Below are 22,703 nucleotides of genomic sequence, written 5' to 3'. Positions count from 1 at the left end.
AGTACGGTGAGTTCTTGGTAAACAGCGGCCGTTGGAGTGACAAAGGACGGATAATTTCCGGAACCGGACGGATGTCGTAGGCCGTTCAGCGCAGTCGCGGACGTCCCACCGGACAAGGGCCGGACAACCGGCCTCCGGCAGGGGCGGCCGGCCGGTGGGAAGTCCACATGCGCCGGTCAGAGCACGAACGAGTCCGACCACGGCTGCGCGGCCCGCCCGGACAGGGCGTCCAGGAGCGTCACCGCCTGCTTGTCGGTCAGCGAAGCCACGAAGTCCACGACCGCCCGGCCGCGGGCCAGCCCACGCACCGCGTCCGCCCCGGACACCGGCTCGCCGGTCGCGCCCACCAGCAGCTCCGGCGCCGACCGCGCCAGCTCCGAGTACTCCGCGCGGGCCAGCTCCACCAGGTCGTGCAGCCGGCGCGGCAGCCGGGACACCTCGTCGCGGTCGAGCAGCCACGCGTCGAGCGCGTCGACCAGGCTGGACACCACGCCGGCCTGGCCGCGCTGGTGCAGCGCGAGGTCCGGGCGCAGCAGCACGAACCGGCGGTGCACGAACTTCAGCACCTGGACCTCGTGCCACTGGGCGGGCCGCAGCGACACGTGCCCGGTGCGGGTCGACGGGGACGGCAGCACGTACACGCCGTCGACCAGCCGGGCCGTCCAGTTCGCCGAGAACGCCGCCGTGGCCTGCTCGGCCTCGATCGAGCCGTCGAACTCGCCGGCGAGGAGGCCGTCGACCAGCTCCGCGCGCACCCGCGCCACCGCCGCGGCGAAGGCGTCGTCGTCGACGATCCACGCGTCCTTCGCGTGCATGCGGCGGCGAAGGCGTTCCAGCGACCGGCCCGGGCGGCGCAGTCCCTCGTGCAGCGTTTCGTCGTCGAGCGCGGCCAGCTCGCCCGCGTGCTCGAGCCACTGCCCCAGCTCCGCCGCGACCGGCGCGTGCTGCAGGACCCCGATGCGGTGGAAGTCCTGCAGGTCGTGGATGGCGTAGGCGATGTCGTCGGCGGTGTCCATCACCGACGCTTCCACGGTCTGCTGCCACGTTTCGACGCGGCCGGCGAACACGGCGCGCGCCTGCTCGAAGTCGTCGAGTTCGGTGGCGTAGGCGGAGAACTTCGCCGCGCCGGTGCCGGGCAGGTCGCCGGGCTCGCCGGCGCCGCGCGGCGGCACGGCCATCGCGGAGGGGTGCGGCGCGGGATGGTGCAGCCGCAGCCACGGGTACTTCAGGACGGCGGCCCGGACGGCGGCGGTGAGGTCGAGCCCGATCGCCGCCGGCCCGCGCACGTCGGTGGTCGTGATGATGCGGAAGGTCTGCGCGTTGCCTTCGAAGCCGTCGGCGAGGTTGAACCGGTGCCGGGCGATGCGGTCGAGCGTCTGCTCCCCGAGGTGGCCGAAAGGCGGGTGGCCGAGATCGTGCGCGAGCGCGGCGGCCTCGGCGACGTCGGGATCGCAGCCGCCGAGCTTGTCGGCGAGAGCGGCGTCGGGCCCGGCGGTGATCCGTTCGGCGACGGCGCGGGCGACCTGCGCGACCTTCAGGCTGTGGGTGAGCCGGTTGTGCAGCAGCCCGGCCCCGCCGGCGCTGACGACCTGCGTGACCCCACCGAGCCGGGCGAAGAACGGCGACGCGGCGATCCGGTCGCGGTCGATCCGGAACGGGCTGGTCGCCAGGTCGGTGAACCCGCCGACGTTGGCGACGGGGTCCCGCCGCGCCGCCCGCGGGTCGCTGTCCTGATCCATGCGCCCGACCTTATCCGGCCGGGTTCGGTTCACCCGATCGATGGGCAACACGGCGCGTCCGCGGACCGATGGAGGGAGTGTCCCCGAGGAGGAGCCGCCATGAACCGCCCGATTCGCCTCGCCGCCGTGCTCCTGCTCGGCGCCGGGCTCGCCGCCTGCGGTCCCGGACGCACCGGCGGTCCCGCGCCGGCGCCGACCCGTGCCGGAACCACGGCCGCGCCGGCCACCACGTCCGCCGCGCTGATCAAGGTCCCGGACGTCTCGGGCATGAACCACCAGGACGCCCAGGACACGATGCACCGGGCCGGCCTCCACCACCTGCGCGAGGTCGACGGCACCGGCCAGGGCCGGATGCTGGTCGTGGACCGCAACTGGGTCCAGACGGGCCAGGACCCGGCCGCCGGCACCGAGGTCCCGCCCGACACGGTCATCACGCTGACGGCGGTCAAGTACACGGACCGCTAGGACTCCGGTGGCGCGGTGTAGGCCGCCAGGCAGCGGTCCGCCTGGGCGCGGGCCACGGACGGTTCCTCGCCGCCCGCGACGTGGGCCTCGTACCAGGCCTCGCCCGCCTGCCGGACGAACTCGGCGCCCTCCGGGGACGCCATCCAGGCCATCGCCTCGGCCGGGTCGACGACGTGGTCCCGCCCGGCCGCCAGATGGCGGACGAACGCCGTCAGGGCCATGTCCCAGCCGATGCCGACCGCGCCCGGGCCGAACTGGTCCCAGTGGTCGTCGACGTGCGCCACGTGCTCCAGCTCGAACCGCGTGCCCGCGCCCTCCGGGTCAGCCGGACCTCGATCCAGCTGACGCCGCCGTGCATCTCCCACGTCGCGGCGAAGCTCTTCGGCGGGTCGCAGCGTTCCACCGTGCCGCCCGCGTTGCCCTCCAGCTGGTACTTCCCGCCGACGCGCAGCTCGCCGGTCACCGGCAGGAACCAGCGCGGGATCCGCTCGGCGTTCGTGCACGCGTCCCACAGGTCGTCGACGTCGGTGTCGTAGACCTGGCTGATGGTCATCACGCGCGCCTCCCCGGCTTCGAGCACGCGCTTGCCGACCGTCCGGCGGACGGCGCTGATCTGGTGACGGACGTCGATCACGGGCTTTCTCCTTCGGATTTGTCCGCGGCAAGGCGCCGCTCTCGCTTGCCGCGGGCGATTTCGGTGGCCAGTGCGTCCAGCGGCGGGGTCCAGAACCGGCGGAACCGGTCGAGCCAGACGTCGACGTCCCGCAGCGGCGCGTGCCCGACCGCGTACAGCCGGCGCGTGCCCTCCTGGCGGACGACCGCGAACCCGTTGTCCCGCAGCACTTTCAGATGCTGGGACACCGCCGGCTGCGAGATGCCGAACTCGGCCCGGATCACCTCGGTCACCGCGCCGGCGGCCCGCTCGCCGTCGGCCAGCAGCTCCAGGATCCGCCGGCGGACCGGGTCGCCGAGGACGTCGAACGCGTGCACCGGGCCAAGCTACAAGCAGCGACTTATATAAGTCAAGCCTGAATAAGTGGCGGGCGTCACGCTGCGTTAGCCCGATGTGGGTAATGGCGGTGAACATCAGTCGACATCCGTTTCGTTTCCCGGGACGACCCGCGACGATCGGGGCGTGAAGTCGCCACGCGCGGTCCGCTTCGCCTTCCAGCCGCTGTACAGCCTCCACACGGGAGGCGTCGTGGCGCACGAAGCGCTGGCCAGGCCGGGCCACGGAACCGTCCCCGAGCTGCTCACGCAGGCGCGCCGCGAAGGCAGGCTCGCCGAGGTCGACCTCGGGCTCGCGATCGCCGCCGTCCGCCAGGACGAGAGCTCCCTTCCCCTGCACCTCAACCTGTCCGCGCGCACCCTCGCCGCGCCGCAGGCGATGTTCGACGACCTGCTGGCGGAGCTGGGCGACGCCGGGCGACGCACCCGTGACGTCGTCCTCGAGATCGGCCCGCCGTTCGCGCCGGTGCCGGCCGACCGCGCGCTCGCCGGGATGCGGATGCTCACCGAGCTCGGCTTCCGGCTCGCGCTCGACGGGCTCGGCCGCGGCGACCTGCCGCTCGGCCTGCTCGTCGAAGCGCCGGTCGACCTGGTCAAGCTCGACCGCACAGTGCTGCGCGGGCTGCCCGACGACCAGGCGTCGGTCGCCGTCGTCGAAGCGCTGCTGCACTACACCCACCGCACCGGCATCCGGCTCGTCGCGACCGGGGTCGAGACCGAGGCCCAGCTGGAAGCGGTCAGCGGCCTCGGTGTCCGGATCGCACAGGGCCACCTGCTCGCCCCGCCCACCGCCGCCGGTCCCGCGCCGGCGCTGCGCACGCTCGGCCGGCCCGCCGCTGGCCCGGCGGCACCGGCGAAGTGCGTCGGCGACTTCCTCCGCCCGGCCACGACCCTGCCCGAAACCGCGACCTGCGACGAGGTACGCGCGGTGCTCGCGGCGGCCGACGCGCCGTCGGGTGTGGTCGGGGTGGACGAGCTGAACCGGCCGCGCTGGTCGGTCGACCGGACGCGGTTCCTGGTCGCCGTCACCGGGCCGTACGGCCACGCGCTGCACGCGAAGCGCCCGGCGGCCCGGCTCGCCGACACCCCGCACACGATCGAGGCGCGGGCGGGCGCGATGGAGTTCCTCGAGCTGGTCACCGACGCCGACTGGGGCCGCACCGGCGACGACGTCGTCGTGGTCGACGAGGTGGGCCGCTGCCTGGGCGTGGTGCTGGTGACCGAGGTGGTGCGCGGGGTGGCCGAGGCGAAGGTCGAGGCCGCGGCGGCGCTCAACCCGCTCACGCGGCTGCCGGGCAGCGACACGGTCGCACGCGACGTCGCCCGCCGGATCACGATCGGCGAGCCGTTCGTGGCGGCGTGGCTGGACATCGACGGGTTCAAGGCGGTCAACGACACGGCGGGCTTCGCGGCGGGCGACGACCTGATCCGCGCGCTCGGCGGCGCGCTCACCGAGCTGACCGGGCAGCTGCGGCGCATGCGGGTGAGCCACGTCGGCGGCGACGACTTCCTGGTGGTCTGCGACGTCGACGAGATCGCGACGGTGGCGGCCGCCCTGCTGGACCGCCGCTGGACGGCGGACGGCATGCCGGTGACGGTCTCATTGGCGACGCTGGTCTGCGCCAGCGGCTCGATCCGTTCCTACCAGGAAGTTTCCCGGCTGCTGGCGCCCCTGAAGAAGCGCGCCAAGGCGGTGCCCGGGTCGAGCTGGGTGCTCAGCCGCCCGGGCTCGGACCGCGTGGAGGTGCTGCGTGGCATCGGCACGCGCGGCCTGCAGGCGGCCGCCGGTTAGCACCCGTCGTGGGTGAGGAACAGGGTTCTAACCCTGTTCCTCACTCACGACCGGCGCCGGCCAGTCCAGGGTGAGCTGGGCCTGGATCGCCGCGGCGGCCCAGGCCACGTACTCCTCGTGCGGCCAGCCGCACACGCCGGTCAGGTGGTCGTAGGCGTCGTGCGAAGTGAGCAGGCCGATCGCGTCGGCCAGCCGTTCGCTGCCGCGCGCCGGGGCCAGGCCGGCCGCCGCCAAGCGGGCGACGATCTCTTCCCGGCGGGCCGCCGCCAGCTGCGCGCGGACCGCCGCCACCGCCGGGTCGGCCGCCGCCGCCGTCGTGAACGCGCGCCAGATCGGCAGCGACCGGCGCAGCCCCTCGGCCACGCGCGCGACGACCGCGGGCAGGTCCGCGGGTCCGGCCGTGCCCACCAGCGCGTCCAGGTTCACCGCGTCCGGATTGCCGGCGAAGCCGTCGCGGAACGCGGCGAGCAGCAGGTCCGCCTTGCGGCCGGTCTGCGTCACGGTCTCCAGGCTCACCTCGGCCGCGGCGGCGATCTGCCGCATGCTCGTGCCCGCGTAGCCCCGCTCGGCGAACAGCCGTCCCGCCGTCGCCACCACGTGGGCGCGGGTCTGCCGGGCGCGGGCTTCGCGCACCGGCGAGGAGTAGCGGCGCCGCGCGCCTTCGGCATCGGGTATCGTCACTATTGGATAGTACAACGTATCGCTCAAATACTGGAGGCGTCATGGCCGCGGTCCTCGTCTGCGTCCACCCCGCGCGCGGCCACGTCGGGCCGACCAAGCCGATCGTCGAGGCGCTGCTCGGCGCCGGGCACGAGGTCGCGGTCGTCACCGGCGCGCGGTACCGGCGGGCGTTCGAAGAGCTGGGCGCCGAGGTGCGGGTGCTGCCACCGGAGGCCGACTTCGACGAGACGGACATGGACGGCTCGGTCCCCGGCCGGGCCGGGAAGCGCGGGCTGAACCGCGCGCGGTTCGAGCTGGCCAACTTCGTCCGCGCGATGCCGCACCAGCTCAGCGTGATGGACGGCGACTTCGACGTCGTGCTGTGCGACCCGCTGTTCATGGCGGGCCTGGCCCTGGTGCGCCGCGAGCACCGGCCCCGCGTGCTGACCCTGGGATTCCTGCCGTTCATGCCCCCGACGCCGACCGGCCCGCCGCCGCGGGGGCTCGCCGACCACCTCCGCGCCGCCGTGATCCGCTTGCTTTCACCGTGGGTGCTGGGGCCGGCGCAGCAGCGGGCTCGCGAGCTGCTGGGCGGGGACCCCGGCATGCTGTTCGCCGACTGGCCGCTGCACAGCGACGGCGTGCTGCAGATGACCTGCCCGGGCTTCGAGTACCCGCGGCCGGGCGCGCCACTGCACTTCATCGGGCCGACGACGGTCAGCTCGGCCGGTGAGCACCCGCTGCCGCCGTGGTGGGCCGACCTGGACGGCACGCGCCCGGTCGTGCACGTGACGCAGGGAACGGTGGCGAACGACGACCTGAGCCGGCTCGTCGAACCCGCGATCGACGCGCTGGCCGGCGAGGACGTCCTGGTCGTCGTGACCAAGTGCGGCGGCGAACTGCGGCCCGGCCCGCTGCCCGCCAACGTCCGGGTGGCCGACTTCCTGCCCTACGACGAGCTGCTCCCCCGGTGCGCCGCGATGGTCAGCAACGGCGGCTACGGCGGGGTCAACCACGCGCTCCGCTACGGGGTCCCGCTGGTCGTCGTCGGGGCGAGCGAGGACAAGCGCGAGGTGGCGGCCCGGGTCAGGTGGTCCGGCGCGGGGATCGGCCGCGCCCGCGGCTCGGCGTCGCCGCGGGCGCTGCGGCGGGACGTCCGCGCGGTCCTGGACGACCCGCGCTACCGCGAGCGGGCGCGGGAGCTGGCCGCCGAGATGGCCGCCGGGCCGTCGATGGACGAGGTGGTGGCGCTGGTGACGGCGGGTCAGAAGTACTCGCGCAGGTAGCCGGCGAACCGCTCGTCGACCTCCTCGGGCGTCAGGCCGAAGTCCGCCAGCCGGTAGCGGTGCGCCGGTTTCCGTTCCCCGGCCCGGCTTTCCGCGTGCAACGCCGTCATCGCCGCGCGGGCATCGTCGCTGGTGGACAGTCCGAAGTGGTCGTACACAGCGGACACGGTGCCGATCGGGTCCGCCACGAAGTCCTCGTACCGCACGTCGCAGAACTGCGCCGGGTCGTACTTGGCGCGGGCCCGGCGGAACTCGTCGGCGCCGCGGGCCCACAGGTCGAGCTGGCCGCGGCCGATCACCTCGCCGCGGAACTTCGCCGACCAGCCGTCCGCCGCCTTCTCCGCCAGGCTGCACATCGACGCCATGATGGTCCGCGGTGCCCGGTGCGTCTGGACCACCAGCGCGTCCGGGTACACCGCCATGAGCGCGTCCAGGGCGAAGAGGTGGCTGGGGTTCTTGAGCACCCACCGCTTGCCTGCGTCCGGCAGCCCGATCAGCTGCAGGTTCCGCCGGTGGCGGGCGTAGGCACCGGTCCAGTCCTGCTTCGCCAGCCAGCGGGAGTAGCGCGGGACATGCGCGAGACACTCGAAGGACACCGAACGCAGGGACTGCCGCAGCAGCTGCCAGCACTCCTCGACCTGGTCGGCGGACATGTGGTGGACGCCCATGAACTCCGGGTGCTCGACGTGGTGGCGCTCGTACCCGGCCTGGATGCCCCGGAACACCGGGTTGCCCGTCCACGTCTCCCGCGGCGGCCGCGGCTGCGGGGCCTCCGCGAGCCAGACCTCGAGCCCCTGGTGCGCGGGGTCCTCGGCCAGGAGCCGGTGCAACGCGGTCGTGCCGGTGCGCGGCAGGCCGGTGACGAAGATCGGCCGCTCGATCGCGACGTCCGCGTACCGCGGGTGCTGCTTCCACGACGCTTCGCTGAGCAGCCGGGCCACCAGCGCGCCGCGCAGGAACGCCCGGTGGACCTTGTTGCCGAACGGCGTGAGCTCTTCGTCGGCCTCGTAGGCCTCCAGCAGCACGCGCAGGCCCTCGACGTGGTCGTCGTCGCCGAAGTCGTCGAGCCCGGTGAGCTTCGCCGCCGAGGCGTGCAGGTCCTCGACGGTGCCCACGTTCTCCCGGCCGGGGAGCATCTGGCCTCCTAGTGGTGGTATTCGCCGCCGTTGACGTCGAGGCACTGCCCGGTGATCGCGCGTGCCATCGGCGAGGCGAGGAACACCACCGCGTCGGCGATCTCGTCGGGCTCCGGCAGCTTGCGGAGGTCTGTCGTGGACGCCGTTTCGGCGTAGACCTCTTCGGGCGTGATGCCGCGTTCCCTGGCGAGGTAGGCGAAGTACCACTTGAGGTTGGGCGCCCAGATGTAGCCGGGCGCGACGGTGTTGACGCGCACGCCGTCCGGGCCCAGCTCGCTCGCCAGGCTCTGGGCCAGCGACAGCAGCACCGACTTCGCCATCTTGTACGCGCCGAACGTCCGCCGCGAGTGCCGCAGCACGGCCGAGTTGATCATCACCAGCGAGCCCTTGCTCTCCTTCAGCGCGGGCAGGAACAGCCGGGTCAGCCGCAGCACCGAGATCGCGGCGGTCTCGAAGCCCGCACGGACGGCGTCGAGGTCCACAGTGGCCAGGTCGGTCAGCGGCGGGACGGCGAAGGCGTTGTGCACCACCGTGTCCACCCGGCCGAACGCGTCCAGCGCCTCGCTCACCAGGTTCGCGGCGGAGTCCGCGTCGTCGATGTCGGTCCGGACGCCGACAGCCCGCCGCCCGAGATCGGTGACCTCCCCGGCGACCTCGGCGATCCGCGACTCGGTGCGCGCGGCGAGCACGACGTCCGCGCCGGCCCGCGCGCTGCGCACGGCGATCGAGCGGCCGAGACCGGGACCGATGCCCGAGACGACGACCACCTTGTCCCGCAGGAGGTTGTCCATGCTCACCCCAGCATCCGGGCGGCGACGGCGTCCTGCCGGGCCGCGATCCGCGCCGCCCACTGCCGCGGCGTCACGCGGGCCTGCTCGTGGAACGGCAGCCGGTCCGCCAGCTCCGCCACCTTGACGACTTCGACGGCCGGGCCGTCGCCGGGCCCGAGGTTCCGGGACAGCCGCTGCCAGCGGATCTGGACGTAGCCCCGGTCGTGGCCGGTCAGCTCCAGCCAGTTCACCAGGCCGGGGTCGCGCTCGCTGAGGACGAACCGGATCTTCCCGTCGGGGTCGACGCGGGCCTGGTCGGCGGTGAGGCTCGTCTGGTGGTTGATGTAGTCCAGCGAGACGTACCAGAGGCTGCCGAGCTGGATGCCCTGGTAGGGCGCGTCGGCGCAGCGCGGGACGGTGACGATCATCGCCTCTTCGTCGCTCAGCTCGTAGTGGCCGGCCGAAGAGAACTGCGTGGTCAGCCCGCCCGGCGTCGAGCGCGGCTCGGTCATGGTGTTCACCGGCAGGTCGTAGTAGAACCACTTCGGGAAGGCCAGGAACGTCTTGAGCCGGCTCAGCAGGATCTTGCCGGCGACGCCGTAGCGCTTGGCCAGTGCGGCGCGGTCCGGCACCGGTGGCGCCTGCCCCGCGGTGCCGGCGCACCGGATGCGGATCTCGCCCCGCTTTTCGGTCGCCCAGTCGCTGTACACCTCGCGGACCACGAGCATCGACGAGCCCGCGCCGAGGGTGAAGTGGTTCGGGCCCGGGTTTTCGCGGGCCGGGCCGAAGCGCAGCTCGAACCGGCCGTCTTCGCCGATTTCGATGGCGCGGTCGTCGAACGCGGCGAGGCTGTCGGGCACCTCGACCGGCGAATAGTCGCCGTTGAGGACCTGGAAGCTCAGGTCGGCGGTGGTCCCGCGGACCCCGGTCACGACGTACTCGCGGTCGTCGCGGATGTTCGCGTTGAAGTAGAGCGTGTCCGGGTTGTCCAGGCCCATCTTCGTGTACGGCCCGGTGGACGCGGTGAAGTACGGGAAGTCGCGCTGGTAGGCCCAGGCCATCTGCAGCGAGGCGCGGATGCTGCCGGCGAGGTAGTCGTAGCCTTCGAGCAGGTCCTGCCCGGTCTTCACGTGCGGGGCTTCCGCGATCAGCTTCTCGGCCTCGGCGATGGCGTCGGCGAACGGCCGGGTCAACGAGAACTCGTTCTCGATCATGCCGGGACGGCCCAGCGGTTGGCGAGCAGCCGGAAGCCGGGGTTGCCCTCCCACGACAGCATCGACTCGTACGTCCGGACGTACCCGATGTGCGACATCCGCCAGGCGCCGTCGTTCTCGCGGCGGTAGGTGTCCTCGTAGAACGCGGCGCCTTCGATGATCACCTTGTGGTCGGGGACGATGACCTTGTCGGTGAACGACCACCGCCCGGTCGCCGTGTCTCCGTCGACCTCGATCTCGGGCTGACCAGCGTGATGAACCGTGATGATGCCGTTGCCGAGGCTCTGGGTGAGGAACGCCATGATGGCGTCGCGGCCTTCGAACCGCTTGCCCGCACCGCCCGCGGCGTGCGTCCCGTAGTCGGCCGTGGCGTCGGCGGTGAACGTGCCGGCCACCTCGTCCCACAGCTTCAGGTCCACCCCGCGCAGGTACCGGTACTTCAGCCGGCGGATCTCTTCGAGTACGACCAGGTCCATGCCCACAGGGTCCCGCACCGCTTGACCGATTACAAGAACATGTTCTACTTTTTTCGCGTGTCGGTGGCCTATGAGCTGTCCAGCCCGGCCGCGCTCGAAGCGGAGGCCGTGCACGTCTTCCGCGAGGTCGCGGCGACGTTCGAGCGCCCGGTGCTGCTGTTCTCCGGCGGCAAGGACTCGGTGGTGATGCTGCACGTCGCCGCGAAGGCGTTCTGGCCGGCGCCGCTGCCGTTCCCCGTGCTGCACGTCGACACCGGGCACAACTTCGACGAGGTGCTGCGGTTCCGCGACGAGACCGTCGCCGCTTCGAACCTGCGGCTGATCGTCGCGCGGGTGCAGGACGACATCGACGCCGGACGCGTCGTCGAAGAAACCGGCCCGCGGGCCGGCCGCAACCGGCTGCAGACCGTCACGCTGCTGCGGGCGATCCGCGAAGGCGGGTTCGACGGGGTCTTCGGCGGCGCCCGCCGCGACGAGGAGAAGGCGCGAGCGAAAGAGCGCGTGTTCAGCTTCCGCGACGAGCACGGCCAGTGGGACCCGCGGGCGCAGCGGCCGGAGCTGTGGAACCTCTACAACGGGCGGCACCGGCGCGGCGAGCACATCCGCGTGTTCCCGCTGTCGAACTGGACCGAGCTGGACATCTGGCAGTACGTCCGGGACGAGCGGATCGCGCTGCCACCGCTGTACTACGCCCACAGGCGCCCGGTGGTCCAGCGCGACGGCATGCTCCTGGCAGCGACACGCTATCTGTCCCTTGTGGACGGTGAAACGCCGTACGAGGCGACCGTGCGCTTCCGGACCGTCGGCGACGCGACGTGCACCGGCTGCGTCGAATCTTCGGCGGCGACACCGTCCGAAGTGGTCGCCGAGGTCGCCGCCACGCGCGTCACCGAACGCGGCGCGACGCGAGCCGACGACCGGATTTCCGAAGCAGGCATGGAGGACCGCAAGCGGGAGGGCTACTTCTGATGCAGCTGCTGCGGATCGCCACGGCGGGGAGCGTGGACGACGGGAAGTCCACTTTGATCGGACGGCTGCTGTTCGACGCCAAGGCGATCTTCACCGACCAGCTCGCCGCCGTCGAACGCGCCAGCCGCGACCGCGGCGAGGACTACCCGGACCTCGCGCTGCTCACCGACGGGCTGCGCGCCGAGCGCGAGCAGGGCATCACCATCGACGTGGCCCACCGCTACTTCGCCACGCCCAAGCGGAAGTTCATCATCGCCGACACCCCCGGCCACCTGCAGTACACGCGGAACATGGTGACCGGCGCGTCCACGGCCGACCTGGCGCTGATCCTCGTCGACGCGCGCAAGGGCGTGCTGGAGCAGTCGCGGCGGCACGCGTTCCTCGCCTCGCTGCTGGGCATCGGCCACCTCGTGGTGTGCGTGAACAAGATGGACCTCGTCGGCTGGTCGCGGGAGTGGTTCGCCGAGATCCGCGAGGACTTCCGCCGGTTCGCGATGAAGCTGGACGTCGCGGACCTGACGTTCGTGCCGGTTTCCGCGCTGCACGGCGACAACGTCGTCCACCGCAGCGCAAGCATGCCATGGTACGAGGGGACTTCGCTGCTGCACCAGCTGGAGGAGGTGCACGTCGCCTCCGACCGCAACCTGATCGACGCGCGGTTCCCGGTGCAGTTCGTGATCCGCCGGTCCGACTTCCGGGGCTACGCCGGCACCATCGCCGGCGGCGTCTTCAAGCCGGGTGACGAGGTGGTGGCGCTGCCGTCCGGCTGCACGTCGAAGGTGCGCGCGGTGTGGGGCCCGGGCGGGACACCGCTGGCCGAAGCCTTCACCGGCCAGGCGGTGGCGGTGGAGCTGGCCGACGACCTCGACCTGGGCCGCGGCGCGATGCTGTGCCGCCCGGGCAACCGGGCGGAGTCGGCTCGCGAAGTGGACGCGCTGGTCTGCTGGTTCTCCGAACGGTCGTCGCTGAGGCCGGGCGCGTCCTACGTGATCCGGCACACGACCACCGAAACACGCGGGTCGGTGGAGCGGCTGGAGTACCGCCTCGACGTGACGACGCTGCACCGCTGCGCGGCGGATTCGCTGGCGCTGAACGACATCGGCCGGATCCGGCTGCGCACGCGGGCGCCGCTGCTGTTCGACCCGTACCGCCGCAACCGCGCCACGGGCGGGTTCCTGCTGGTCGACGAGTACACCGGCGACACGGTGGCGGCGGGCATGATCACCGGCGCGGTCGCGTCCCCGGTCGTCTGGCACACCGCGGCGGTCCGGCGCGAAGACCGCCCGACCCGCGGCGCGACGGTGTGGCTGACCGGGCTTTCGGCGTCGGGCAAGTCGTCGGTGGCGGTCGAGCTGGAACGCCGCCTGGTCGCCGCCGGGCGGCCTGCCTACCTGCTGGACGGCGACAACCTGCGCCACGGGCTCAACGCGGGGCTCGGCTTCGGCCCGCGGGACCGGGCGGAGAACGTCCGGCGGGTGGCGGAGGTGGCACGCCTGTTCGCGGACGCGGGCGTGGTGGCGATCGCGTCGCTGATCAGCCCGTACGAAGCCGATCGCGCCCGGGCGCGGCGGATCCACGACGGGCTGCCGTTCGTGGAGGTGTTCGTGGACACGCCCCTGGAGGTGTGCGAGGAGCGGGACCCGAAGGGCATGTACGCGAAGGCGCGGTCCGGCGAGATCCGCGGGTTCACGGGGATCGACGCGCCGTACGAGCGGCCGTCGTCGCCCGATCTGGTGCTCCGGCCATCCGACGGCGACCCGGCCACGATGGCGGCGGCGATCCAGGCGCTGCTCGACGGTCTCGGCTGACGAGACCGGCACGTTGCATGATCGAGAGCACGCAAAGCGGATCAACGGCCACATTACCGGCATCCGCTTTTCCGGGGGGATCCTCGCCGCCTGCCTGCTGACCGGTCTCGTCGCGTGTTCGGGCGGCTCGCCGGCCGCGGCACCGCCACCGTCGCCGTCGCAGCCGCCGTCCAGCACGGTGAGCAAGCCGAAGACGACCGCGCCGACCTGCACACCGGCCGCCTCCCCCGACACCGTGACCGCGGCCTGCCCGTTCCTCGGCGACGACGAGATCATGCAGGCGCAGACGCGGTCGGTGACCGGCGGTTCGAAGGAAAGCGACCCGGTGCAGACCGACGTCGGCAAGGCCTACGCCTGCGACTACGGCCGAGGCCGGACGGGAAGCCTGTACGTCGCCACGGATTCCACTTCGGCCGCGCAGTTCCTCGCGCGGTCGAAGCGGGATTGTGCGCACGTGGTCCCGATGCCCGGCATCGGCGAAGGCGCGATGCACTGCGAAACGAAGGACGCCGGCCTGCAGATCGTGGTCGCCAAGCACAGCCACGGCCGGCTGCGGACCGCGACTCTCTTCCTGGGCGTCACCGGCCCCGAAGGCGGCTATGGCACACTCGCGAAGCTGCTGGCCGACCGGCTCTAACCCGCGGGCGTCACGAACCCCGAGTCGTACGCGCGGATCACCGCCTGGGTGCGGTCCCGCGCGTCCAGCTTGGTCAGCACGTTGCCCACGTGCGTCTTCACCGTCTGGATGCCCAGAAACAGCTTCCCCGCGATCTCCAGGTTGGACAGCCCGGCCGCCATCAGCCGCAGCACTTCGCGTTCGCGCTCGGTCAGGTTCGCCCTCGCCAGGCCGTCGCCCGCCGGGGCGTGCCGGGCCGCCAGGCGGCGGATCGCCGCCGGGAAGAGCAGGGACTCGCCCGTCACCACCGTCCGGATCGCCGCCACGATCTCCTCCGGGCGGGCGCGCTTGAGCAGGAAGCCGCTGGCGCCCGCGAGGAGCGCGTCGTAGACGTAGTCGTCGTTCTCGAAGGTCGTCACCACGAGCACCTTCGGCGGTTCGTCCACAGTGGACATGAGGTGCGTGGTGGCGCGGATCCCGTCCACCGCAGGCATCCGGACGTCCATCAGCACGACGTCCGGGCGCAGGCGGGCCACCAGCCCGGGCACCTCCGCGCCGTCGCCCGCTTCGCCGGCCACCGTCAGGCCGTCCTCGCTTTCGACGATCGCCCGCAGCCCGGCCCGGATCAGCGGCTCGTCGTCGACCAGCAGCACGCGTACGCTCATCGCCCGCTCCCCCACGGCACCCGCACCACGACCTCCCACCGCTCGTCCACCCGCCCCGCCGACAGCTCGCCGCCGAGCACCGCCACCCGCTCGGTCATCCCGCGCAGGCCGCGGCCGCCGCCGGCGCGGCCCGTGCCGCGGCCCAGCGGGTTCGCGACCCGGGCCACCAGCGCGTGCGCCGCGACGTCGACGGCCACCGTCACCGGGACCCTACCGGCGTGGCGCACCGCGTTGGTCAGGCATTCCTGCAGGATCCGGTAGACCTCGCGGGACACGACCGCGGGCACGGCGGCCAGGTCGCCGCCGATGTCGGCGGTCACCTGGGTGCCGGCCAGCCGGGTCGTGTCGAGCAGCGCCGGCAGCTCGGTGAGCGCCGGCTGCGGTGTCCGGCCCGCCGCCTCCTCGCGCAGCAGCCCGAGCACGTGGTCGAGGTCGTCGAGCGCGGTGCGGGCGGACTCCTCGATGGCGCCGAGCGCCCGCTCGGTGAAGTCCGGGTCGGTGCGCAGCGTCCGCCGCGCCGCGCCGGCCTGCACGGTGACGACGCTCAGCGCGTGCCCGACCGAGTCGTGCAGCTCCCTGGCCAGGCGGTTGCGTTCGGCGAGCTGCTCGGTCCGCCGCTCCAGCCGGGCGATCCGGTCGGCGGCGGTCATCCCGAGCAGCCCGGCCGCGGCCCGCCGGAGCAGCCCGCCGATCGCCCACACGGCGTAGCCGAGCAGCACCGTCCCGAGCCCGAACACCACCGGCAGCCACACCGACGGCCAGCCCGCGGGCACCCGGATCTCGTCGCCCTCGCCGGTTTGGAACAGGTGCCCGGTGAACACGGCACTGATCGACACGCCGATCGCGACCGGCGCCAGCAGGCTGAAGAAGCTGACCCCGAACCCGGTGACGACGTGCAGCACGAACATCGCCGCCGCGCGCAGCCGTCCACGCCGGCTACCGGGTTTCGCGGGCGCGTCCGGCACCGGGTCGTCGAGCAGCTCGCGGACCGCGGCGGACTCCAGCACGTGCACCGCGGGCAGGAACGCCGTCGCGGCCAGCACGGCCAGCGTGAGCAGTCCCCCGACGAGGACGGCGCGCCCGACCGTGGTGACGAACGGCAGCAGCGACGGCACGGCGACCGCGGCGAACAGCAGGTACGGCACGCTGATCGCGCCGCCGAGGACCAGGTAGACCCACCGGCGGTAGGTCGCCTTGGTCGTCAGGGGCCGGAGTACGCGCACCGGTCGATCTTCGCAGGCGGCCGGTGCGCGCGCCTCCCTCTCGCGATGGAACGCCTCAGAGTGCGGCGGTGTACGTCTGTTCCGGGCGTGCTGCCGCGATGCCGTTCGCCCACAGGGACTGGACCTTCGCCGCTTCGGCCGCGGACGGCTTGGCGTTCGTGCAGGACGTGCCCGGGCCGTGGCCGGACATCAGTTCCGAGCACGGCCCGCTGTAGTGGTCGGGCAGGCCGAGGTTGTGGCCCAGCTCGTGCGCGGCGATCCGCGTCGGGTCGAAGCCCTCCGCCACCTGGCTCGTGTCGAGGTAGATCTGCCCGTGCCCGTGGCCGTCGGTGTTCGTGTACGAGCCGCCGCTGTGGACCTCGTGGAACACGATCGTCGCGCCCGTGTTCCGCTTCACCAGCCGCACGTCGGTGACCGCGGCGTTCCAGTTGGCCGCGCCCCGGTCGATCTGGGCGAGGTAGTCCGGCGCGCCCGAAGAGCTGTAGTAGAGCGTCGTGACGGTGGCCGCTTCGGCGCCGGGGGCGACGGCGAGCCCCAGGCCCAGCGGTGCCGCGACGGCCGTGGCGAGCGCCACGACCCGGCCGATCGCGCGTCCGTTCATCGTGTCTCCTTCGTCCGGTTCTTCAGAGAGCACTTCACCGTGGTTCGCGAGACGAGGTTAGAAGTCCACCGGACGGCGGGCCACGGCCGAAAGTCGTTCCCTCCGGGGAGGGAGCCGCGTCCCGCCGCCGCGTGAGCCGCCCGGCCCCGCCGCCGTGATCTGCTCGGCGGCGTGGACATCCTGCTGGGCCTGCTGACCCTTCCCCTGTACGCGCTCGTGTTGTGGCCGCTCGTGGTCGCGTCGAGGCGGGTGCTAGGCGTGCGCGTCGGCACCGTGCGCGCGCTGTGCGGCGCCGGCTTCGGCTGGCTCGTCGCCGGGGCCATCGGCCGGGCGTTCCCGGTTTCGCTGCTGCACAACGGCGGCGCGGCCCTCGGGCTGCTGATCCCGCTGGCGGGCAGCGCCTTCCTCGCGACGCTGCTCTTCCTGTTCGTCGCGGAGATGGCCGTGCCGAGCGGATCCGGCGTGTTCGGCAGGCTGCGGTCGGTGCGGGCGCGCGCGGCGCGGGCCCGGCGCTATTCGCAGATCAGCCGGATCGCGATCAAGCACGGCCTCGGCCGCTACCTCACCGGCCACCGCGAACCGGGGGTCGCGCCCGGGCGGCAGGCCCAGCTCGCCCGCTCGCTGCGTCGCGCACTGGAGGAGGGCGGCGTGACGTTCGTGAAGCTCGGCCAGCTGCTCTCGACCCGCGCGGACCTGCTGCCGCCGGTCTTCGTCGAAGAGCTCGGGAAGCTGCAGGACAGCGTGGCACCCGCGCGCGCCGACGCCGTCCGGGCCGTGCTGCGCGAAGAACTCGGTGGCTCGCCCGACGACATCTTCGCCGAGTTCGATCCCGAACCGCTGGCCGCCGCGTCGGTCGCGCAGGTGTACCGGGCGCGGCTGCGCAGCGGCGAGGACGTCGTGGTCAAGGTCCAGCGGCCGGGTGTGCGGGAGCAAGCCGAACGCGACGCCGACATCGTCCGGCGGTTCGCCGCGGCACTGGAGGACCGCGCGGACTGGGCGCGCTCGCTCGGGGCGGCGGAACTCGCCGACGGGTTCGCCGCGGCACTGGCCGAGGAGCTCGACTTCACCATCGAGGCCCGCAACATCGCCGCCGTGGCCGCGACCTCGTGCCCGGACGTCGTGCTGCCGACCGTCCACAAGGCACTGTCCACGGAACGCGTCCTGGTGATGTCGCGGCTGAGCGGCAAGCCGGTGGAGGCGGCGGCGCCGTCCGCGCGCACGCCGCTGGCGCGGTCGCTGCTGCGCTGCCTGCTCGGCCAGGTGATGATCGGCGGCGTCTTCCACGCCGACCCGCACCCGGGCAACCTGCTGCTGCTCGACGACGGCCGCCTCGGGCTGCTCGACTTCGGCTCGGTCGGCCGGCTCGACGCCGGGCTGCGCGGCGGGCTGCAGAACCTGGTGCTGGCCCTGGACCGCGGCGACCCGGCGGGCCTGCGCGACGGGCTGCTGGAGATCGTCGACCGCACGGACGACATCGACGAGCAGCGTCTCGAACGCGCGCTCGGCGCCCTGGTCGCCCGCCACTTCGGCCCCGGCCGCAGCCCCGGCCTCGACCTGTTCACCGGCCTGTTCCGGGTGGTGGCGGACTTCCGGCTGAGCGTGCCGCCACCGGTCGCGGCGGTGTTCCGGGCGCTGGCCACGGTCGAGGGCACCCTGGCCGCGCTCGACCCCGGGTTCGACGTCATGGCGGAGTCGCGCGCGTTCGCGGTCGAGCAGGTCGGCGCCCGCCTGCGCCCGGAGTCGCTGCGCCACACGGCGGTCAACGAGGTGCTGGCGCTGCTGCCGGTGCTGCGCCGCATCCCCCGCCGCGTCGACCGCATCGGCGCGGCGCTGGCGGAGGGCCGGCTCTCGGTGAACGTCCGCCTGTTCTCCGACGAGCGCGACCGCGACGTGGTGACGGGGCTGGTGCACGAGGTCCTGCTGGCGTTCGTGGGCGCGGCGACGGGCCTGATGGCGGTGTTCCTGCTGACCGGCTCGGGCGGCCCGCGCATCGTCGCGGACCTGGGCCTGCACCAGGTGTTCGGGTACAACCTGCTGGTGATCAGCGCCCTGGTGGGCCTGCGGCTGTTGTTCGTCGTCTTCCGCCGCTCCGGACGGCGGTCACGATCAGCCCGCTGAGCAGCAGCACAACGCACCCGGCGAGCGGAAGAGCGACCCGCCGCGGCGGTCAACGGAAGTCACCCCGCTGAGCGGGGCGCGTACATGATCACGGCCACCCCGGCCAGGCACAGCAGCGCGCCGAGCACGTCGTAGCGGTCCGGGCGGTAGCCGTCCGCCACCATGCCCCAGGCCAGTGAGCCCGCCACGAACACGCCGCCGTACGCGGCGAGGATGCGGCCGAAGTGGGCGTCCGGCTGGAGCGTCGCCACGAAGCCGTACACGCCCAGTGCCAGCACTCCGCCGCCGATCCAGAGCCAGCCGCGGTGTTCGCGGACACCCTGCCACACCAGCCACGCGCCGCCGATCTCGCACACCGCCGCCGCCAGGAACAGGAGGATCGACCGCACGAGCACCCCGGGATACTAGCTCCCGTGCCGTTCACCCTGAGTCATCCCGCCGCCGTGCTGCCGCTGGCGCGGCGGCCGCTGGTGCCCTCCGCGCTGGTCGCCGGGTCCGTCGCGCCGGACGTCTTCTGGTTCGTGCCCGCGCCCGAGGGATTGGGCCTCTCCCGCACGCACGAGTTCACCGCGGTCCTCTGGCTCGACCCGCTCCTCGCGCTGGCCCTGCTCGCCGTCTTCCAGCTGCTGCTGAGGCGCCCGCTGGTGGCGCTGGCGCCGGCCCCGCTGGCCGCCCGGCTGCCGCACGGCTTCAGCTGGAAGCGACCGGGCTGGATCGCCCTGTCGCTGGTCGTCGGCGCCACCACCCACGTCGGCTGGGACGCCTTCACCCACGAGAGCGGCGGCCTGCCGTTCCTGCGCGTGCCGATCGTCACCGGCGTCGACGTCGGACGGCTGATCCAGCTGGTCAGCACCGTCACCGGGGCCGCGATCCTCGCGTGGTGGCTGGTCCGCTGGTACCGCACCGCGCCCGCGGAACCGGCGCCGCCGGGTATCCGCCACCGGAAGACCGTCGCCGCGTCCCTGGCGACCGGCGCGTTCACCGGCGCGCTGCTGCAGGTGCTGCCCTTCCTGGCCCGGCACGATCCCATGACGAAAGCGGGCGTCGTCGGCAACGCGACGTACCTGCTGGTCACCGGCGCCGGCAGCGGGTTCGCCGTCGCCCTCGGCCTGTACGCGCTGGCCTGGCACGGGTGGTATAGGTCGTTATACGCGAAGAAGGCCGCTCCGGAGAGCGGCCTTCCCTGAGCGGTCTCAGACGGTGAAGCCGAGGGCGCGCAGCTGTTCGCGGCCGTCCTCGGTGATCTTCTCCGGGCCCCACGGCGGCATCCAGACCCAGTTGATGCGGAAGTCCTTGACCAGGCCGCCGGAGGTCAGCGCGGCCGACGTCTGGTCCTCGATGACGTCGGTGAGCGGGCAGGCCGCGGACGTCAGGGTCATGTCGAGGGTCGCCGTGTTGTCCGGTTCGACGCGGATGTCGTAGACCAGGCCGAGGTCGACGACGTTGATGCCCAGCTCCGGGTCGACGACGTCGCGCATGGCCTCCTCGACGTCTTCGATCTTGGCGAGCTCGAGGTCCTGCTTCGCGGTGGCCTCGGCGTCGAGGTCGGCGGCGGTGCGCCCCTCACGAGTGGCGGTGTCTTCGCTCATGCCTTCTCAGCTCCACTGGTCGTCCGGGCGACGGCGTCCTTGAAAGCCATCCAGCCGAGGAGGGCGCACTTCACGCGGGCCGGGTACTTGGCGACGCCCGCGAAGGCGACCCCGTCCTCCAGCACGTCCTCGTCCGGCTCGACCTTTCCCTTGCCCTGCATCAGTTCCACGAAGGCGTCCATGGTGGTGAACGCCTCCTCAAGCGTGTGGCCGACGACGAGATCCGTCAAGACCGACGTCGAGGCCTGGCTGATCGAGCAGCCCTGGCCCTCGTAGGAGACGTCGGCGACCTTCCCGTCGTCGAGCTTGACCCGCAGCGTCACCTCGTCGCCGCAGGTCGGGTTGACCTGGAACGACTCGGCGTCGAACGGGTCGCGCAGGCCGCGCCCGTGCGGGTTCTTGTAGTGGTCCAGGATGATCTCCTGGTACATGCTCTCCAGGTTCACTGGCCCACCCCGAAGAACTTCTGCGCCTCGCGGACGCCCGCGACGAGCGCGTCCACTTCGGACAGGTCGTTGTACAGATAGAACGACGCGCGCACGGTCGCCTGCGCGTTGCAGGCCCGGTGCAGCGGCCACGCGCAGTGGTGGCCGACGCGCACGGCGATGCCGAGGCTGTCGAGCACCTGGCCGGCGTCGTGCGGGTGGACGCCGTCGATCACGAACGACACGGTCGCGCCGCGGTCCTCGAGGTCCGCCGGGCCGATGATCCGGACGCCGGGGATGGCGCCGATGCCTTCGAGGGCCGCCGCGGCGAGTTCCTTCTCGTGCGCCGCGACGCGGTCCATGCCGATGGCCGTGAGGTAGTCGACGGCCGCGCCGAGGCCGATGGCCTGCGACGTCATCGGGACACCCGCTTCGAACCGCTGCGGCGGCGGCGCGAAGGTCGAGCCCTCCATCCGGACCATCTCGATCATCGAGCCGCCGGTCAGGAACGGCGGCATCGCTTCGAGCAGCTCGGTGCGGCCGTAGAGGACACCGATGCCGGACGGGCCGAGCATCTTGTGCCCGGAGAACACCGCGAAGTCGACGCCGAGGGCGTGGAAGTCCACCGGGAAGTGCGGCACCGACTGGCAGGCGTCCAGCACGGTGAGCGCGCCGACGGCCTTGGCCTTCTCGACCAGCAGCGAGACCGGGTTGACCGTGCCGAGCACGTTGGACTGGTGCGCGAACGCGACCACCTTCGTGCGCGGCGTGATCAGCTCGTCCACATCGGACAGATCGAGGCGGCCCCCGGAAGTGACCTTGAACCACTTCAGCGTCGCCCCGGTGCGCTGGCACAGCTGCTGCCACGGCACGAGGTTCGCGTGGTGCTCCATCTCGGTGACGACGATCTCGTCACCCGGGCCGACCACGAACCGCGAAGCCTCGGGACCGGCCGTGGCGGCGTTGCTCATCGAGTACGCGACCAGGTTGATGCCCTCGGTGGCGTTCTTGGTGAACACCAGCTCCTCGGGGTCGGCGCCGACGAACTCGGCGATCTTCGCCCGCGCGGACTCGTAGGCGTCGGTCGCCTCTTCGGACAGCTGGTGCGCGCCGCGGTGCACGGCGGCGTTCGACGTGAAGACGTACTCGCGCTCGGCCTCGAACACCGCGGTGGGACGTTGCGAAGTCGCCCCGGAGTCCAGGTACACCAAGGGTTTCCCGTCGCGAACCGTGCGCGACAGGATGGGGAAGTCGGCCCTCAGGGCCGCCACGTCCAGTGGCAAAGAGCTGGCCGAGGTGGTGGTCATCGGGCCGACTCCTCTCGTTCTCGGTGTGGTGGAACGGGTCAGACCGCGGCGGGCTCGGTCTTGCCGGTGTACTTGACGTACCCGTTTTCCTCGAGCTCGTCCGCCAGTTCCTTGCCGCCCGACTCGACGATCTTGCCGCCGGCGAAGACGTGGACGAAGTCCGGCGTGATGTGCCGGAGGATCCGGGTGTAGTGCGTGATCAGCATGACGCCGACCTCGCTGTTGGCCTTGTAGTCGTTGACACCCTGCGAGACGATCCGCAGCGCGTCGACGTCGAGGCCGGAGTCGGTCTCGTCGAGGATGGCGAACTTCGGCTTGAGCAGCGCCAGCTGCAGGATCTCGTGGCGCTTCTTCTCGCCGCCGGAGAAGCCTTCGTTGACCGAGCGCTCGGCGAACTCCTGCGAGATCTCGAGCTTGCCCATCTCCTCCTTGACCTCCTTGACCCAGTGGCGCAGCTTGGGGGCCTCGCCACGGACCGCGGTGGCCGCGGTGCGGAGGAAGTTGGACATCGACACGCCCGGCACCTCGACCGGGTACTGCATGGCCAGGAACAGGCCGGCCCGGGCGCGCTCGTCGACGCTCATCTCGAGGACGTTCTCGCCGTCGAGCAGCACCTCGCCGGAGGTCACCTGGTACTTGGGGTGACCGGCGATGGCGTAGGACAGGGTGGACTTGCCGGAGCCGTTGGGGCCCATGATCGCGTGCGTTTCACCCGACTTGATCGTCAGGTTGACGCCCTTGAGGATCTCCTTGGCGCCTTCCTCGGTGGTCACCGAGGCGTGCAGGTCCTTGATTTCCAGCGTTGCCATTCTTCGTTTTCCTAAGTCAGAGAGGGC

Annotated in this window: 23 protein-coding genes and 1 pseudogene; 8 read left to right on the top strand and 16 right to left on the bottom strand. The window is 72.4% G+C overall.

Going from position 1 to position 22,703, the window contains the following annotated elements; genetic code table 11:
* Positions 1-176: 176 nt before the first annotated feature.
* Positions 177-1,739, bottom strand: a complete 1,563-nt coding sequence (locus BT341_RS21510) for a deoxyguanosinetriphosphate triphosphohydrolase family protein (protein ID WP_072477996.1) — start codon at positions 1,737-1,739, stop codon at positions 177-179.
* Between the two features lie 99 nt (positions 1,740-1,838).
* Here BT341_RS21510 and BT341_RS21505 point away from each other — a divergent pair, with 99 nt between their 5' ends.
* Complete coding sequence (locus tag BT341_RS21505) at positions 1,839-2,204, top strand: PASTA domain-containing protein (protein WP_084742952.1); 366 nt, start codon at positions 1,839-1,841, stop codon at positions 2,202-2,204.
* Here the strand turns inward: BT341_RS21505 and BT341_RS21500 are convergent.
* Positions 2,201-2,838, bottom strand: a pseudogene (locus BT341_RS21500) (SRPBCC family protein). The gene BT341_RS21505 and the pseudogene BT341_RS21500 overlap by 4 nt on opposite strands.
* The gene (locus BT341_RS21495) at positions 2,835-3,194 is read right to left on the bottom strand and encodes an ArsR/SmtB family transcription factor (protein ID WP_072477995.1); all 360 of its coding nucleotides are present in this window, start codon (positions 3,192-3,194) and stop codon (positions 2,835-2,837) included. The pseudogene BT341_RS21500 and the gene BT341_RS21495 overlap by 4 nt, the downstream one beginning before the upstream one ends.
* A gap of 145 nt (positions 3,195-3,339) precedes the next feature.
* On the opposite strand from BT341_RS21495, the gene BT341_RS21490 reads away from it, so the two are divergent.
* Positions 3,340-5,004 carry a GGDEF domain-containing protein gene (locus BT341_RS21490; protein WP_072477994.1) on the top strand — a complete coding sequence of 555 codons (1,665 nt, stop codon included), beginning with the start codon at positions 3,340-3,342 and terminating at the stop codon, positions 5,002-5,004.
* Positions 5,005-5,031: 27 nt separating this feature from the next.
* Here the strand turns inward: BT341_RS21490 and BT341_RS21485 are convergent, their stop codons facing one another.
* Positions 5,032-5,685, bottom strand: coding sequence for a TetR/AcrR family transcriptional regulator (locus BT341_RS21485; RefSeq protein ID WP_072477993.1), 654 nt, complete (start codon positions 5,683-5,685; stop codon positions 5,032-5,034).
* Between the two features lie 41 nt (positions 5,686-5,726).
* Here BT341_RS21485 and BT341_RS21480 point away from each other — a divergent pair, with 41 nt between their 5' ends.
* Positions 5,727-6,950: a glycosyltransferase gene (locus tag BT341_RS21480; protein WP_072477992.1), complete on the top strand. Its 1,224-nt coding sequence runs from the start codon at positions 5,727-5,729 to the stop codon at positions 6,948-6,950.
* Here BT341_RS21480 and BT341_RS21475 read toward each other — a convergent pair.
* From BT341_RS21475 to BT341_RS21460, 4 genes are read right to left on the bottom strand one after another with little or no spacing between them, the layout of a single operon-like run.
* Complete coding sequence (locus tag BT341_RS21475) at positions 6,929-8,086, bottom strand: sulfotransferase family protein (RefSeq protein WP_072477991.1); 1,158 nt, start codon at positions 8,084-8,086, stop codon at positions 6,929-6,931. The two genes, BT341_RS21480 and BT341_RS21475, sit on opposite strands and share 22 nt — an antisense overlap.
* Positions 8,087-8,094: 8 nt before the next feature.
* Positions 8,095-8,877 (bottom strand): SDR family oxidoreductase, encoded by a 783-nt coding sequence (locus BT341_RS21470; RefSeq protein ID WP_072477990.1) that lies wholly within the window; start codon positions 8,875-8,877, stop codon positions 8,095-8,097.
* A 2-nt stretch (positions 8,878-8,879) separates the two neighbouring features.
* Positions 8,880-10,070: a hypothetical protein gene (locus BT341_RS21465; protein ID WP_072477989.1), complete on the bottom strand. Its 1,191-nt coding sequence runs from the start codon at positions 10,068-10,070 to the stop codon at positions 8,880-8,882.
* The gene (locus BT341_RS21460; RefSeq protein WP_072477988.1) at positions 10,067-10,546 is read right to left on the bottom strand and encodes a nuclear transport factor 2 family protein; all 480 of its coding nucleotides are present in this window, start codon (positions 10,544-10,546) and stop codon (positions 10,067-10,069) included. Before BT341_RS21460 ends, BT341_RS21465 begins: the two co-directional genes overlap by 4 nt.
* Positions 10,547-10,585: 39 nt before the next feature.
* Between BT341_RS21460 and cysD the strand changes: the two genes are divergently transcribed.
* Genes cysD through BT341_RS21445 form a run of 3 tightly spaced genes read left to right on the top strand, consistent with a single transcriptional unit; the run spans position 10,586 to position 13,960 of the window.
* Complete coding sequence (cysD, locus tag BT341_RS21455) at positions 10,586-11,515, top strand: sulfate adenylyltransferase subunit CysD (RefSeq protein ID WP_072477987.1); 930 nt, start codon at positions 10,586-10,588, stop codon at positions 11,513-11,515.
* Complete coding sequence (gene cysC, locus BT341_RS21450; protein WP_072477986.1) at positions 11,515-13,323, top strand: adenylyl-sulfate kinase; 1,809 nt, start codon at positions 11,515-11,517, stop codon at positions 13,321-13,323. Before cysD ends, cysC begins: the two co-directional genes overlap by 1 nt.
* 13 nt (positions 13,324-13,336) lie before the next feature.
* Positions 13,337-13,960, top strand: coding sequence for a hypothetical protein (locus BT341_RS21445; RefSeq protein WP_072477985.1), 624 nt, complete (start codon positions 13,337-13,339; stop codon positions 13,958-13,960).
* On the opposite strand, the gene BT341_RS21440 is transcribed toward BT341_RS21445, so the two are convergent.
* From BT341_RS21440 to BT341_RS21430, 3 genes are read right to left on the bottom strand one after another with little or no spacing between them, the layout of a single operon-like run.
* Positions 13,957-14,604, bottom strand: coding sequence for a response regulator (locus BT341_RS21440; RefSeq protein WP_072482103.1), 648 nt, complete (start codon positions 14,602-14,604; stop codon positions 13,957-13,959). The two genes, BT341_RS21445 and BT341_RS21440, sit on opposite strands and share 4 nt — an antisense overlap.
* Positions 14,601-15,827: a sensor histidine kinase gene (locus BT341_RS21435; protein ID WP_072477984.1), complete on the bottom strand. Its 1,227-nt coding sequence runs from the start codon at positions 15,825-15,827 to the stop codon at positions 14,601-14,603. The genes BT341_RS21440 and BT341_RS21435 overlap by 4 nt, the downstream gene beginning before the upstream one ends.
* Before the next feature lie 55 nt (positions 15,828-15,882).
* Positions 15,883-16,428 (bottom strand): snapalysin family zinc-dependent metalloprotease, encoded by a 546-nt coding sequence (locus BT341_RS21430; protein ID WP_072477983.1) that lies wholly within the window; start codon positions 16,426-16,428, stop codon positions 15,883-15,885.
* 171 nt (positions 16,429-16,599) lie between these two features.
* Between BT341_RS21430 and BT341_RS21425 the strand changes: the two genes are divergently transcribed.
* Positions 16,600-18,546 (top strand): ABC1 kinase family protein, encoded by a 1,947-nt coding sequence (locus BT341_RS21425; RefSeq protein WP_072477982.1) that lies wholly within the window; start codon positions 16,600-16,602, stop codon positions 18,544-18,546.
* Positions 18,547-18,605: 59 nt separating this feature from the next.
* Here BT341_RS21425 and BT341_RS21420 read toward each other — a convergent pair whose 3' ends face one another.
* On the bottom strand, positions 18,606-18,941 hold the full coding sequence (locus BT341_RS21420; protein WP_072477981.1) for a YnfA family protein: 336 nt from the start codon (positions 18,939-18,941) through the stop codon (positions 18,606-18,608).
* Between the two features lie 18 nt (positions 18,942-18,959).
* On the opposite strand from BT341_RS21420, the gene BT341_RS21415 reads away from it, so the two are divergent.
* Positions 18,960-19,733 (top strand): DUF4184 family protein, encoded by a 774-nt coding sequence (locus BT341_RS21415; RefSeq protein ID WP_072477980.1) that lies wholly within the window; start codon positions 18,960-18,962, stop codon positions 19,731-19,733.
* 6 nt (positions 19,734-19,739) lie between these two features.
* Here the strand turns inward: BT341_RS21415 and BT341_RS21410 are convergent, their stop codons facing one another.
* From BT341_RS21410 to sufC, 4 genes are read right to left on the bottom strand one after another with little or no spacing between them, the layout of a single operon-like run.
* The gene (locus BT341_RS21410; protein WP_072477979.1) at positions 19,740-20,135 is read right to left on the bottom strand and encodes a metal-sulfur cluster assembly factor; all 396 of its coding nucleotides are present in this window, start codon (positions 20,133-20,135) and stop codon (positions 19,740-19,742) included.
* Entirely contained in the window at positions 20,132-20,581 is a 450-nt protein-coding gene (gene sufU, locus BT341_RS21405) for a Fe-S cluster assembly sulfur transfer protein SufU (protein ID WP_072477978.1), read from the bottom strand. Before sufU ends, BT341_RS21410 begins: the two co-directional genes overlap by 4 nt.
* Positions 20,578-21,867 carry a cysteine desulfurase gene (locus tag BT341_RS21400; RefSeq protein WP_072477977.1) on the bottom strand — a complete coding sequence of 430 codons (1,290 nt, stop codon included), beginning with the start codon at positions 21,865-21,867 and terminating at the stop codon, positions 20,578-20,580. Before BT341_RS21400 ends, sufU begins: the two co-directional genes overlap by 4 nt.
* A 38-nt stretch (positions 21,868-21,905) precedes the next feature.
* On the bottom strand, positions 21,906-22,676 hold the full coding sequence (gene sufC / locus BT341_RS21395; protein WP_072477976.1) for a Fe-S cluster assembly ATPase SufC: 771 nt from the start codon (positions 22,674-22,676) through the stop codon (positions 21,906-21,908).
* Positions 22,677-22,703: the final 27 nt, after the last annotated feature.

Source organism: Amycolatopsis australiensis (assembly GCF_900119165.1).
Classification (GTDB): domain Bacteria; phylum Actinomycetota; class Actinomycetes; order Mycobacteriales; family Pseudonocardiaceae; genus Amycolatopsis; species Amycolatopsis australiensis.
This window is presented reverse-complemented; position numbering and strand designations above follow the sequence as displayed.